The 12,422-nt window shown below is 67.6% G+C and carries 21 protein-coding genes; 14 read left to right on the forward strand and 7 right to left on the reverse strand.

From position 1 onward, the window contains the following. The first annotated feature begins 266 nt into the window (after positions 1-266). From OIE13_RS16965 to OIE13_RS17020, 12 genes are all read left to right on the forward strand, one after another. Positions 267-572, forward strand: a complete 306-nt coding sequence (locus tag OIE13_RS16965; RefSeq protein ID WP_326830224.1) for a zinc finger domain-containing protein — start codon at positions 267-269, stop codon at positions 570-572. Next, complete coding sequence (locus OIE13_RS16970; protein WP_326830225.1) at positions 569-721, forward strand: hypothetical protein; 153 nt, start codon at positions 569-571, stop codon at positions 719-721. Before OIE13_RS16965 ends, OIE13_RS16970 begins: the two co-directional genes overlap by 4 nt. A 341-nt stretch (positions 722-1,062) precedes the next feature. After that, on the forward strand, positions 1,063-1,314 hold the full coding sequence (locus OIE13_RS16975) for a hypothetical protein (protein ID WP_326830226.1): 252 nt from the start codon (positions 1,063-1,065) through the stop codon (positions 1,312-1,314). Then, positions 1,311-1,787 (forward strand): hypothetical protein, encoded by a 477-nt coding sequence (locus OIE13_RS16980; protein ID WP_326830227.1) that lies wholly within the window; start codon positions 1,311-1,313, stop codon positions 1,785-1,787. The genes OIE13_RS16975 and OIE13_RS16980 overlap by 4 nt, the downstream gene beginning before the upstream one ends. Continuing rightward, positions 1,774-3,261 (forward strand): terminase large subunit domain-containing protein, encoded by a 1,488-nt coding sequence (locus OIE13_RS16985; protein WP_326830228.1) that lies wholly within the window; start codon positions 1,774-1,776, stop codon positions 3,259-3,261. Before OIE13_RS16980 ends, OIE13_RS16985 begins: the two co-directional genes overlap by 14 nt. Then, complete coding sequence (locus OIE13_RS16990) at positions 3,258-3,668, forward strand: hypothetical protein (RefSeq protein ID WP_326830229.1); 411 nt, start codon at positions 3,258-3,260, stop codon at positions 3,666-3,668. Before OIE13_RS16985 ends, OIE13_RS16990 begins: the two co-directional genes overlap by 4 nt. 3 nt (positions 3,669-3,671) lie before the next feature. After that, complete coding sequence (locus OIE13_RS16995) at positions 3,672-4,454, forward strand: hypothetical protein (RefSeq protein WP_326830230.1); 783 nt, start codon at positions 3,672-3,674, stop codon at positions 4,452-4,454. A gap of 17 nt (positions 4,455-4,471) precedes the next feature. Continuing rightward, positions 4,472-5,203 (forward strand): hypothetical protein, encoded by a 732-nt coding sequence (locus OIE13_RS17000; protein WP_326830231.1) that lies wholly within the window; start codon positions 4,472-4,474, stop codon positions 5,201-5,203. 3 nt (positions 5,204-5,206) lie between these two features. Further along, positions 5,207-5,932, forward strand: coding sequence for a methyltransferase domain-containing protein (locus OIE13_RS17005; RefSeq protein WP_326830232.1), 726 nt, complete (start codon positions 5,207-5,209; stop codon positions 5,930-5,932). Further along, the gene (locus tag OIE13_RS17010; RefSeq protein WP_326830233.1) at positions 5,929-6,540 is read left to right on the forward strand and encodes a CheR family methyltransferase; all 612 of its coding nucleotides are present in this window, start codon (positions 5,929-5,931) and stop codon (positions 6,538-6,540) included. Before OIE13_RS17005 ends, OIE13_RS17010 begins: the two co-directional genes overlap by 4 nt. 189 nt (positions 6,541-6,729) lie before the next feature. Then, entirely contained in the window at positions 6,730-7,497 is a 768-nt protein-coding gene (locus tag OIE13_RS17015; protein ID WP_326830234.1) for a hypothetical protein, read from the forward strand. Positions 7,498-7,522: 25 nt separating this feature from the next. After that, a complete protein-coding gene (locus OIE13_RS17020) occupies positions 7,523-8,053 on the forward strand; it encodes a hypothetical protein (RefSeq protein WP_326830235.1) in 531 nt (176 codons plus the stop codon). Positions 8,054-8,418: 365 nt separating this feature from the next. On the opposite strand, the gene OIE13_RS17025 is transcribed toward OIE13_RS17020, so the two are convergent. The 3 genes from OIE13_RS17025 to OIE13_RS17035 form a co-directional block, all read right to left on the reverse strand. Further along, on the reverse strand, positions 8,419-8,724 hold the full coding sequence (locus OIE13_RS17025) for a hypothetical protein (protein ID WP_326830236.1): 306 nt from the start codon (positions 8,722-8,724) through the stop codon (positions 8,419-8,421). Positions 8,725-8,906: 182 nt separating this feature from the next. Beyond that, entirely contained in the window at positions 8,907-9,107 is a 201-nt protein-coding gene (locus tag OIE13_RS17030; protein WP_326830237.1) for a hypothetical protein, read from the reverse strand. Next, entirely contained in the window at positions 9,104-9,322 is a 219-nt protein-coding gene (locus OIE13_RS17035; RefSeq protein WP_326830238.1) for a hypothetical protein, read from the reverse strand. Before OIE13_RS17035 ends, OIE13_RS17030 begins: the two co-directional genes overlap by 4 nt. Positions 9,323-9,409: 87 nt before the next feature. Here OIE13_RS17035 and OIE13_RS17040 point away from each other — a divergent pair, with 87 nt between their 5' ends. Further along, positions 9,410-9,640: a winged helix-turn-helix domain-containing protein gene (locus tag OIE13_RS17040; protein ID WP_326830239.1), complete on the forward strand. Its 231-nt coding sequence runs from the start codon at positions 9,410-9,412 to the stop codon at positions 9,638-9,640. Positions 9,641-9,703: 63 nt separating this feature from the next. Here the strand turns inward: OIE13_RS17040 and OIE13_RS17045 are convergent, their stop codons facing one another. From OIE13_RS17045 to OIE13_RS17055, 3 genes are all read right to left on the reverse strand, one after another. Beyond that, complete coding sequence (locus tag OIE13_RS17045; RefSeq protein WP_326830240.1) at positions 9,704-10,459, reverse strand: DUF2637 domain-containing protein; 756 nt, start codon at positions 10,457-10,459, stop codon at positions 9,704-9,706. After that, a complete protein-coding gene (locus tag OIE13_RS17050) occupies positions 10,456-10,824 on the reverse strand; it encodes a hypothetical protein (protein WP_326830241.1) in 369 nt (122 codons plus the stop codon). The genes OIE13_RS17045 and OIE13_RS17050 overlap by 4 nt, the downstream gene beginning before the upstream one ends. An 80-nt stretch (positions 10,825-10,904) precedes the next feature. Further along, on the reverse strand, positions 10,905-11,600 hold the full coding sequence (locus OIE13_RS17055; RefSeq protein WP_326830242.1) for a hypothetical protein: 696 nt from the start codon (positions 11,598-11,600) through the stop codon (positions 10,905-10,907). A gap of 163 nt (positions 11,601-11,763) precedes the next feature. On the opposite strand from OIE13_RS17055, the gene OIE13_RS17060 reads away from it, so the two are divergent. Further along, the gene (locus tag OIE13_RS17060; protein WP_326830243.1) at positions 11,764-11,934 is read left to right on the forward strand and encodes a hypothetical protein; all 171 of its coding nucleotides are present in this window, start codon (positions 11,764-11,766) and stop codon (positions 11,932-11,934) included. Positions 11,935-12,058: 124 nt separating this feature from the next. On the opposite strand, the gene OIE13_RS17065 is transcribed toward OIE13_RS17060, so the two are convergent. After that, positions 12,059-12,313, reverse strand: coding sequence for a Smr/MutS family protein (locus OIE13_RS17065; protein ID WP_326638573.1), 255 nt, complete (start codon positions 12,311-12,313; stop codon positions 12,059-12,061). Positions 12,314-12,422: the final 109 nt, after the last annotated feature.

Consider the following 12,422-nt stretch of genomic DNA (forward strand, 5'->3'; position numbering starts at 1 on the left):
GACATGGCATGTCCCCAGCGAAACAGCAGCTCAGACACGTTCTCCGTGACGTTGGGGACATTGGGGACCTGGTTTGCCGTGGTCACGCGCGTCCCCCTCCTAGGAGCGGTCGAGAGCACAACACATAAAGCCCCCATGATGATCTTCTTTCTTGTCTCCCCGGACCTCATCACCAGGGAAAACGTGCTCTCACCCCGAGGACCACCCTCACTCGCCCCTCCATGTCCCCATGTCCCCAGCACCGTCACCCGCCACCGAAGGACCCCATGAATACCTCGATCGAAGATCACGCCACCGCCATCGGCCGAGCCGCCAAGGCCGCCTACCTCGAAGCTCACCCCGAGCCGAAGATCCTCGACTTCACCTGTCCTCGCTGCGAGGCCGGCCCCGGTCAGTCCTGCGACTCCCCGCAGGCCGACAAGGTCGCCAACTCCCACCTCCCGCGTCAGGACCGACACGCCCGCGCGTTCAACGCGCGCCAGCAGAAAGCGGGACAGGCGGATGACGCCGCCTACACCAGGGCCTACAACGAAGCGCTCCGCGCCCAGAACACCCCGAAGGACGCGTCATGAGCCGAGACATCACCATCCCCCTCGACGGTCCCGCACCCTGCAACGACTGCGACGCCGAGATGACCTTCACCCAGGTCGGCCGAATCACCCATCTCGTCGTCCACCACAACGACACATGCCCCGCCCTACGTGCTCGACAGGCTCGCTGAGGTCAGCCGTGAACGCCTCGATGTGTCAACCCACAAGGAAGGCGTACACGTATCTCGAAGCGCGCGCCTGGTGGTTCGTGCGGCGTGCTGGATCGGCGGGAATGATGCGCGCGCACGAGGCGGCCGAGCGGGTGACGCGGTGTGACGAGGCTCGGCTTATACCGAACAGTGCATTCGTTCTGTCTGGTATCGGAAACACGTTTCCGCAGGTCACGACGTGATGCGTTTGTGTCGCCCGATTGAGTGTCCAACTTGTCCAGTCTTATCCCGTTCATTTCACGCTCAGTGACCGGTCTCTGGTCACGAACCGTGAGATCTCCCTCGACCGGAAGGCGCCTCGGATGGCCCACACCCGCACCCACACCGCCCTGTTCACCCTGCCCATCACCCACAGCCTCGGCCACGTCCTCACCCAGCTCGAAGACCTCGGAGCAGACGGCACCCTGCCCCCGGTCGCCGAGAACCTACGCCGCGCCCTGAGCGCCTTCCTCGGTGACTACGCCCCCGCCCCCCACGACCCCACGGTGTGGGATCCACCGCTCCACCTCCGCCCCCCTGAGCCGCTCGACGACCCCCGGGAGGTGTGCCCGTGACCGAGCAGGCATCCCCGACCGCAGGCACCCCGGCGCGCGGCTACACCTGGCCTCCCTTCGAGCCCGGCCACACCCTCTCGACCAAGCACGCCGCCTACTCCCCTCGCCGCGTCGACCCGCTCGCCGCCGAGCTCGTCGACCAGGCCCTCGCCGACGACGCGATCCCCTACCTCCGTCAGCCCTCCTACCGCCCCGCCCTGTGGGCATGGGGCCGAGCCGAGGCGCGCGTGCAGCTGCTCGCCGAGCACCTCGCCGAGCACGAAGCGGGCGGGTGCCGGGGCTGCGACAAGTGCGCCCGCTGGGATGAGCAGCTCAGGAAGTGGGAGAGCGCGGCCGGCACCCACCGCGGGCGCCTCGGCCTCGACCCCGCCTCCCGGGCCCGCCTCGGTAAGGACACGGCGTCCGCGCAGGTGGACATGGCCCGGCTGCTGTCCGGCCTCGACTCCGAAGGAAGCACCGATGACCGACCTTGACCGGCTGCGCGACGTCGACACCTTCGCCCGTCACCTCGTAGGGCACGCCCTGTGGCCCCATCAGCGGGAGGTGGCCCGGTCCCCCGCCCGGTACCGGATCATCTGCGCGGGCCGTCAGGTCGGCAAGTCGCGGCTGCTGTCCATCCTTTCCCTGCACAAGGCGTTCACTTCGGCGGGCGCCCTGGTGCTCATTGTCAGCGCGGGCGAGGTGGCCGCCCAGCGCCTTCTGGAAGACGTGGCCGCGCTCGCTCAGGCGTCCCCGTTGCTGCGGGATTCGGTGCTGGATGAGACCAAGTCGCAGGTGACCCTGTCGAACGGCAGCACCATCATGAGCGTGCCGGCCTCACAGCGGCAGATCCGCGGGTGGGCGGTGGACCTGCTGATCGTGGATGAGGCGGCGTTCATCGACCCTGATATCTGGCGGGCGGCTGAGCCTGCGATCATCGCCCGCCCGGGGTCGCGGATCATCTTGTGCTCGACCCCGTGGGGTGCCCGGGATCACTTCTTCCGGGTGTTGTGGCAGCGCGGCCTGGACCGGCCCGACGAGATGCACGCCGGGTGGCACTGGCCGAGCAGCACGTCTCCTCTGGTGGACAAGGCGCTGTTGGAGGAGATCCGGGCGCGGGAGTCGGACACCTATTTCCGGCGGGAGTTCCTGGCCGAGTGGACGGATGAGTCGGGCGCGTACTTCACCGACCGGGAGATTGACGACGCGGTCGCGGACTATGGGCTTCTCTCTCCGGAGGTGCTGGCGCGGTCGGCCGCGGCCGGGGGTGCGTTCGTCACGGCGGCCGGGGTCGACTGGGGGATGGCCCGTGACGCCCAATCCCTGTGCTTGGTCGCTGCCTTGGATGATCAGGGCATGAACGATCCGGGCGAGGGGTTGCGCTACTTCGTGCCGCATCTGGAGTTCCGGTATCGGTGCGGGTACGGCGATTGGATTGATCGGATCATCGAGGTGTCGCGCGCCTACCAGTTGCGGGTGATCGCGTCGGAGACGAACGGTGTGGGCGCGTACCCAACCGAGGATCTGCGTCAGCGTCTGCATGCCGCGCGGGCGGGCGCGCACGTGTTCCCTGTGTGGACGGATGTGCGCCGTAAGCAGTCCGGGTTCGGGAAGATCAAGGCGTTGCTTCAGCGTGGCCGGCTGGTGCTTCCTCGGCACCCGGAGTTGCTGAAGCAGCTTCGTAGTCTGGAGTTCGAGCAGACTTCGGGCGGCTCGTTGAAGATCTCGGTTCCGGAGCGGGCGGGGCATGACGACGTGGCGATGGCGCTCATGCAGGCGGTTTCTTGTATTCGCCCGTGGGGTGTGGGTGTTTCGGGTGGCCCTTCAGGGGTGCAGCCTTCGAGTGTTGAGCATGTGGTGACTGGGCGGGGTGTGCGGGTGCCGGTTGAGGCTCGGCCGGTTCCGTGGCACTTGGATTCGTATCGGATGCCTGAAGGTCGTGAGGATTCGTCTGAGGCGGTGTGGTGAGCGCCCCTGACGAGCCGGGCCCGGCGCTCATCGCCACCGGCGCATATCTGCCCGGGAGCGTCTGCGATCCGATCTGGCGGGTGCTGCGTGCCTACCTCGCCAAGCATCAGGCCGACGGCGGCCAGGTTCTCCCTGAGATCGTCACCGCCCTGGAGGTGCTGCGTGCCGCCGGCCATCTGCACCTCATCGCTTCCGGTCGCGGAAGGCCCTCGCGGAAGTCTGCGGAAATCAGCGCATCCTCACCAGAGCAGGCGCTGATCACCACCGACCAGCTGGCCGCCCGTCTCGGCGTGTCCCCGCGGCAGGCCCGCAACATCGCCCGGGACAGGCATGTTCAGCCGGTGGCCCGGGGCCTGTGGCATGCAGACGACGCCACCGCTTTGGAGGTGGCCAGAGCACGGAGGTAACCCGTGGCCGACGAGCCCACACCCCCGCCGGCGCCCGCGCCCGTCATCCCGCCCGGGTGGCTTCCCGGTGGCGCCGAGCCCGCCCCGCTGGTCTCCTCCTACCAGCCGATGAAGCGCCCGCCCGCGCCGCTCCCGGCGGCGCAGACCGACCCCGCCGTCACCAGCGGGCAGGCCCTCCAGGGCTCCTACGGGGCCCGGCTGGACGCGATCCGCAACGACCCCAACCTCTCGGATCTGGCCAAGGCCGAGGCTGTCGTTGCCGCCCACGAGCAGCACGGCGCGCAGTTGGAGAAGCTCGCCGTGGACCTGCATGAGCGGCGTACCGCTCGGCTCACTTACCTTCAGGCGCAGATTCCCCAGGGGCCGGGGGTTCCCGCTGACGCCTCCCCGGCCGATGCCGCGGTGATGACGACCGCGTTCCGTGCCGCCCTCGGTGAGGCCCGCGCCGCTTCCCCTGAGCAGCGCGGTCAGATGCTCGCCGACGCGCTGCGGTTCGGTGACGCCCCCACGCTGCGCGCCGTGCTGACGGCCGCGGCGGACGCCGGACAGATGAAGCTCATCGACGCGTGGGCGCAGGCGGCCGGCAAGACCGAGGTCCTGTCGGAGATTCGCGCCCTGCGTGAGGAGATCGAGGGCCGCGGCCCCGGGCGAGGGTGGGCCGCGCAGGCGTTCCAGGCGGCCCGGCGGCCCGAAGAGGTGCACACGCTCCCCGGCCTGCGGACCGCGGCCGAGCGGCAGGCACAGCAGCGCGCCCAGGCCGCCCGCCTCAACCCCACCTTCCGCTGATGAACAGGACCACACCTATGACGAAGACGAAGACGCCCGCGGACCCTGACCTGACCATGACCGAGGCCGAGGTAGACGCGATCGTCGGCGATGCCCTGGCCGATGCCGAGCGGGCTGCCCGCGCGGTCGAGCAGGCCGAGGCGATGGCGCGCGGTGAGGCGCCGTCGGCGGGGCTGGCGATGAAGGCCGCGGACGTCACCCCGGCCCGGCTGGTCGAGCTCCGCGCGGCCGTCGACCTCGCCCAGATGCGCGTCTCCGCTGCCGAGCGCCGCACCGAGGAGGTGCGGGAGAAGCGCAAGCACGCCGAGTGGGAGACCATCCGTGCCCGGATCCGTGAGGAAGCCGCCGGCGACCTCGACGGCAGCGCGGACATCGTCGCGGCGCTGGACACCTTCGAGGCGGCTCTGAGGGGCCTGTGCGAGACCTTGCAGGAGCACAACGACCGCGTCACCCGGTGGTCTCGGATGATCGGGTCCGCGGGCATCGCTCCGACCCATGGCGAGCAGGCCGGGCCGGAGGGGTTCTCCCGCGAGATCAGCAACGGAAGCGTCACCATCGACCGGAAGGTTTACCGGCCGTTGGTGGCTGGGAAGTTCGTGGGCGCGACCATCTTCCGCGTCATGTCGCCGTACCCGCGCCCGTTCCTGAAGTGCTACATCGACCAGGAGGTCACCGACAAGGGCGATTGGTACGAGGGCACGGCCAGCAGGCCGGTGGATCTGCGCGCGACGATCCGGCGGGATGCCTGACCCATGGTGGCTCCCCTCCCTGTAGGAGATGGCATCGCCGCGCGTCCCGGAGGATGGAGATTCTCCGGGGCCGCGGCCCATCACTTCGACGAGCACGCGGCCCGGTCCATCCCGGCCTACACCCTCGGCCATGACCTGATCGTCAGCCTGTCGGACTTCTTCGTTCGCCCCGGTGGCCGCGTCTACGACGTCGGATGCTCCACCGGTGCCCTCACCGCTCGCCTGGCCGCCCGGCACCCGTCCGCCACGGTGGTCGGAGTGGACGTCGAGCCGGACATGACCGCGGTGGCTCGGTTGCGCCTGGCCGAGGTTGCGGGCGCCGAGGTGGTCGATGCGGACGCGGCCAGCTACGACTTCCAACGCGCTGATCTGGTCGTGGCGTACTACACGCTTCAGTTCACGCCGGTCGAGCGGCGCGCGGCCCTGGTCGCTCGGCTCGCCGCGGCCGTACGCCCCGGCGGGGCTCTGCTCGTGTTCGAGAAGACGCTCGCCGCGACCGCGCGCATGCAGGATCTCGCCGCTCAGGCGTACGCCGAGCACAAGCTGAGCGGCGGCTACAGCCCTTCGGAGATCCTCGCCAAGGCTCACAGTCTCCGGGGCGTGCTGACCCCGCTGACGTCCGCTCAGAACGTGGCCATGCTGCACCGGGCCGGGCTCGAGAGTGTGGAAGTCGTGCACCGGCATCTGCTGTTTGAGGGGTATCTCGCGATCAGGGAGGCCAGCGCGTGAGGCAGATCGTCACCGAGTGGTTCCGCATCCCGGCCGTGTGGCCGCTCCTGGCCGCGACGCTCGCCGGGCTGGGTCGGCCGGTCACCGTGTGGTCGGGGGCGTGCGGGACGGGCGAGGAGGCTTACTCCGCGGCGATCCTTCTGCACGATCACGGCATCCCGGGGCAGGTTCTGGCCAGCGATCTGGACGCCGATCTTCTGAAGGTCGCGGAGCGCGGCCGGTATGACCGGGCGAACATCGACACGAATCTCCGTGAGGGCCGGCTGTCCCGGGCCCAGGTCGCCAAGCACTTCCGGCCTGTCCATGGCGGGCTTGTGGTCGCTCCGCACATCCGTGAGCGTGTCACCTTCACTGTGCGGGAGCTCGGCGCAGATCCGGCGCCCGCGTGTGATGTGGCCCTGCTGCGCAACGTGTGGCGTCACCTCGACCTCGCCGTGCAGGCCCGGCTGATGCGCGAGGTGCACGAGCTCCTGCCCACCGAGGGTCGTCTCGGCCTGGGGGGCGGAGATCTGCTGAACGCTCGGTTGGAGCCGGTCGAGCCGGTCGGCTTGTCGCGGTACTTCACTGAGGCGGAGCACAGCTGTATCTGGGCTCCCGGCGCTGAGTAGCCAGTCGGTATGGATGATGTACGCGACACGCTTCGTAGCACTGCGGAGCTATGCGAGTTAACTCCCCTCACCACCAATTGCGACCGAAGGTAGTCATTTCATGTCATTCTGTTGACATTCGGGAATAGGCGTACATGTGTTCGCACTTACGCTCGGCAACTTATTCATCGCCGAACGCAAGTAGGGCCTATGCCTCCCGTAGAAAGCGGTCCCGACCTGATCGCCATCATTACTGTCCTGATCGCGATCGGCGCCCTGATCGTGGCCATCCTGGCCTGGCTGGCGGCGAATACGCAGGCCAAGATGGCGCAGGATCAGGCGGCCGAAGCTCGCAGGTCCGCCGATGCAGCCAATGAGCAGGTCTCTCTCGGCAAGGACCAGCTTGACGTCGCCCTGCGTCAGCTTGAGCTTGAGCAGCAGGTCCACCGCGAGCAGCAGGAGCCGTACATCGTCGTTGATATCCAGCCGTCGGCCTTCGTCAGCAGCGTGCTCCTGGTCGTGATCGAGAACACAGGGCCGACCGTAGCCAGGAACGTCCGGATCACCTTCGATCCGCAGATCGAACGGTTCGAGGAGATCGGCGACCCGAGCAGGTTCATCCTGGCGGAATCCTTTCTCTTCAAAAACGGGATCCCCGCCATGCCGCCCGGACGCCGAATCGAGCTGTTCTTCGACCTCGGATCAAATCGCCTGAACTCGGATCTGCCCAAGGAGTACACCGTGACGGTGGACTGCGACGGGCCAGGAGACCGGCCAGTCGAGACAATGACGTACAAGATTGACCTGCGGATCTACGAGGGCACTGAGCAAATCCATGTGAAGAACATTCACGACGGAGTGAAGATGCTGGAGAAGGTCAAGGAGGAGCTCGGGGGAATCAGGAAGCTGCTGCCGTACGAAAGAGCCAACGGGGGAACGTTGGCCAATCCCGCCCACCCTTCGACACGTCGAACCTGATCTCTAGGTTCGTAGGGAGTTCGGCATGCAAATCGACGCAGGAGACACCGCCGCATGGATCAGCATCATCGTGGCCCTCGCGTTCTCAACCATCGCTCTCGTGGTCTCCCTGGTCTCCCTGAAGTACCAGCGGGAATCCGCCAAGGCTACGCAGCGCGCAGTCGGTGAAGCTGCGCGTTCGGCGGACGCATCTGAGGCATCCGCCGAGGCTGGCGCCCGCTCCGCTGTCGCTTCCGAACGGTCCGCCGCCGCAGCCGAGCAGGTCGCCGATATCGAAGCGGACCGCAACATGCGGCCTACGGTGAGCTGGGAGCTCTCCAAATCTGCCGGGCACGGCTACTTGCTGACCAACGCCGGGACTGAGACCGCAACTGGGGTGACCGTGGACAACTCCAGCGGCACGATCACGAATGTCCCTGAGAACGTGGCTGTAGAGGCCGGCGCATCAGTGGAGTTCGTGATGGAGGGATCGCTGGCCACCCGGATCCCTCACCAGATCCTGGTGACGTGGGACGGCGCGGCAGGGCCCGCCACAGTCCGCGTACCGATCCGGTAGTCCCGGACATGACGACGGCTCCGTTCTCCGCAGAGGGGAGAACGGAGCCGTCGTCATGTCCGGCGGCTGGATATCTAGTATCGGAGCAGTTCCTCGGAAACGGCAGGTTCAATCTGCCCCGTGGGACGAAGCGGCCACGGGTCATGACCATCTGGACAGATCGCACCAGACCACTTGTAGATCGGGGAGTCGCCCGACGACGGGACCTCGAACTGAACCTGGACTTGCTGCGCACCGCAGTGCGGACATGTGAGTGCCATGCCTCGCACTGTATAGATCGAACCCGCTAGTGTCCCCGCCCGATAAATCGGGCCTTGACCTGCACAAATAAGGCCGCCTGACGCGAGTGGCCCAACCACGACAGCTCAGCGTCGGGCCCGGAACCCCTCAAGGCGCTCCTGCTCGCGCTGGGTCCTCTGGGTGGCTTGTTTCTGGGCGCCCTTGGCGCGGATCTCCTGCATGTACGCCCGCCGCGCGGACGCCGCGTTCTTCTCGATGTCCTCCTCGCGGACGACACCCTCAGCGCGGAGACGCGCGATGTGGAACTCCAGGGACGCGGGCGACGCCTCATATCCGCGCGCGGTGCGCTCGGTCCGGTTCGGCGTCATCGCCCACGACTTGTTCGCGGCGATCCTGCGCTGCGCGGAGACCTGCCGCGGGGAAGGAGTCATGTGCTCACCATCCTCCTGAGTCACACGAGCAGCAACCGTCTCGGAAGTGATGAAACACCAGCTCAATAGGTGTGAAGCGGCTTACCTGCCGGACATGCCGATGGCCTCACCCCCCTCCGAGGGTGAGGCCATCGGTTCCGCGCCGGGCCCTGGTAACGCAGGAGTGCCGCCCGGACGGAAGATCAGAACCGGTCGCGGGGGATCTCGCCCCGCAAATCCATGTAGTAGTAGGCGAGCTTTTCGAACCAGGTGGCCCACCGCGCCATCTCCTCGACGCTGCCGCACTCCTGTAGGGCTTCCTGGCGGAGACGGTCCAGCTTCTTAGGGTCCGCGCCGCGCTTCACCGCCTCGGCGTGCAGCTTGTCCAGCTCTCCGGGGGTCATAGCGGCGCCTTCTGCAGGGCCAGGGGGAGTTGCTCGCAGTGGTCGAGCTGGCGGCACAGGTCGGCCGGGCCGTCAGCGTGCAGGGTGCGCGAGCACATGCTGTTCGGATACGGGCCGGCCGCGTACCAGTGATCGTTCAGCGTCCATACCGCCCACCTGGGGAAGGCGTGGCCGATGACCGCGGCGAGCGCGGATGACTCGGAGGGCGTAGTCATGCGGTAACCGTACGTTGGCCTAACCATGCCTGTCTATACCTATGAGCTTCTATGAGCGCCGCTCAGCTCCTACGTACAGTCACGATCATGTACGAGTTCGACCCCACCCAACCGAAGTGGCGACAGATCTACGCCGTCATCCGCCAGCGCATCGAGACCGGCGAGTACCCGCCGAAATCCCTCATCTCCGAGGTGAAGCTGGAAGCGGAGTTCGGCGTTGCCCGCATCACGATCCGCAAGGTGACAGCGCAGCTGCGCGAGGACGGGCTGATCATCACGACGCCGGCCATGGGATCGTTCGTCGCCGACCAGAACTGACGCATGCGAACACCCTCACCCCGGCCTGTGCCCGGGTGAGGGTGTCGCCTACAGCGGGCCGGCCTACGTCGCGACCGCGACCAGCTGGCCGAGGTACGCCTGGAGCTTCCGCGCCCGGTCGGTGCCCACCGACATCCGCGTCTTGATCGTTCGGACGGGCGGAACCTTGCCCATGGTCACGTCACCGAGGAAGTGGCTCAGGGCGAGCGGGTACAGGTCCGCATCGGGGTCAGGTACGCCCTCCGGCTGTACCTCGCCCTCCGCGCCGTCGACAGGCGCGAGGGCGGATCCGCGCGGATCCCCCGGCGACGCCACCCCGGTGACCTGCACAGGTACAGCGGGCATGTGTACCTCGCTCGCTTCGGTCATCTTCAGGAGTTCCTCGACATCCCGCCATGCCCGCTCGACCTCGTCGAGCACCGCCACCTCGAGCGGCACCACCGCAGGGACGGCGCCGCGGCGGATCATCCCCATGAGCAACTCATAGGACAGCACCAGGGCGACCGCCGGCCAGGCCGCGACGATCGAGCCGACGGGGCCGTGAGCCCACCCGGTCGCGACGTTCGCGGCGAGGGTGGCCAGGATGCCCAGAGCGAGCGTCCACCGCGCCAGAGCTGGCACAGGGAGCCCCCGGCGGGCCGCGTCCAGCAGCACCATGGAACTGGCGAAGATCGCGCCGTCGATGGTGAGCGGAACGAGGTACGCGGTGAGGCCGCTCTCCCCGTTCGCGGTGACGACCTCATAGGCGTGCTGGTAGCTGACGATTGCGGCGACCGCGGCCAGGAGGACGACCGCGACGGTCGTGACGAAGCGGATCACCACTGCACCCGCCGAGCCGGGCCGGGGCCCTTCGCGCCGCGCGCCAGCGCCGCACCGAACTCCATGTACGTCTGCACGGTCAGCAGCTCGAAGATGCTCCCCAGCGCCTCGGCCGCATGCACCGGGATGTCGAGGACGCCGTACGGGGCGAAGTCCGCACCCCAGGTGACGCGGATCAGCGGGTCCTTCAGGTGGCCGGCCTTCTGCGGCTGGCAGTAGATGACCTCGACGGTGTGCCGGTCGAGGTCGAGGTCGGCGATCTGCCGGGTGTGCTCGACGTCAGGGTCGGGGTTGTGGGTGGAGTCGCACCAGGGCAGGGGGCAGGGCTGCCAGCCGGGCCTGGGGTTGGGTACGGTCGGTTCCACGATCGCATCTCCTGCTCAGATCAGGGGTTGGTGGTCCAGGCCCCTGACCGGTGTTGACGCACCGGTCGGGGGCCGTTCTGCTATGAGGAACGGGCACCCGTACGGGCGGCCGTGATGAGGGTCTGAAGGTGGGCCGCGAGGTGCTCGGCCTGCTCCAGGGTGAGAGTGCCGTCGCTGCGCTCGTCGTCGGACAGCACGATCAGCACCGGCCCGCCCGGGTCCTGGCGGAACCCGGTCATGAGCTCGGTGTGCTCGTCGACGTGCTCCAGGCCCGACTCGTGTTCGACATCGACACCGTTGACGTGATCGGTACGGCACCACGGCGGGCAGGGCGAGACCGAAGGGGCGGGGCCGGGCTTCAGGAGCTCCCAGACGCCCCCAGGGGCGCGGGACACGACCTCGCCGTCCACGGGCAAGCCACCGCGCCTCTGAACACCCTTCAGCGTGTCGAGCAGCTCGGCGACGTTCTCGCCCGGGTAGACGCGCGGCCCGATGCCTTCGGCGGTGCGGACGGTGCCACGCACCCCGGTCTCACGGGGTGCCGGCGACTCGTCGGCCGCGGGCTGCTCCTGGTGCTCAACGACCTCGAGAGAGTGGAGCTTCAGACAGGAGCGGCAGGACACCGGCTCGGAGGTGAACTCCAGCGCGGCCGCGGTGACGCGGGTCGGGCACAGGGGGGTGCCGTCGGCGGTGGCCGCGTGGACGGTGCCAGTGGAACGGGTCCGCAGGTTCACGGGAAGAGCGGGAGGGGTGCGGTCGAGCTTGGTACCGTGCATGGTGGATCTACTTCCTGTTTACGCAGGTGGTGATCAAGGGCCCGTTCCGGTGTGCAACCACCGGGCGGGCCCGCTTTCGTTGACGCCTACCTCCACCCCGAAAGGTGGTTAACCACCAACATAGGGTGTTAGCCTCAGGTGGTCAACCACCACAGGAGGAGACGTGCCGAGCCAGCACAAACACAAGCTTGTGGGAATCCGGGGAGCCCCCGAGGAACTCGTCGAGAAAGTGCGCGAGAAAGCCCCGGACGGGAACCTGTCGAAAGTGACCATCGAGCTATGGCGCCAATACGTCAGCGAGGACGACGCGAAGCCCCCCAAGAAGGGCTCATGATCAGGGCACTCAGAGGGCACATCACGCCAAGATTTCCCGCGATCCAATGAGATCCAGCAGGATAAGAAATCCCAAGTCAGAGGGGATTTAGGGTAGGTATCCGCAGGTCGGAGACCTACCCCTCTTACTTGTAGCGGAAGTAGACGAAGAGGCGGCCGTGGTTCTTGGCGTCCTTGTCGATGCGGTGGTAGAGGGCCTTGATCTCCTTCTGCTCCAGGAAGCGCAGGACCTTCTTCTTGAGCTGGCCCGAGCCCTTGCCGGGGATGATCTCGACCTCGGTGGCCTTCTTCCTGATGGCCTCGTCGATGACGCCCCGCAGTGCCTTGTCGATCTCCCCGCCCCGGTTGTAGATGGGGTGCAGATCCAGCTTGAGCTTCAAACCATCCCCTTCGACGGGAAGTTCGGGTAGTCGACCGTGCCGAGACCGGCGCCCCCCAGGTTACGTCCTTCGGGTCCGTCGTGGACAGGCCGCACCCGGTCCACACGCC

Origin of the sequence: Streptosporangium sp. NBC_01810 (assembly GCF_035917355.1) — a bacterium.
Classification (GTDB): domain Bacteria; phylum Actinomycetota; class Actinomycetes; order Streptosporangiales; family Streptosporangiaceae; genus Streptosporangium.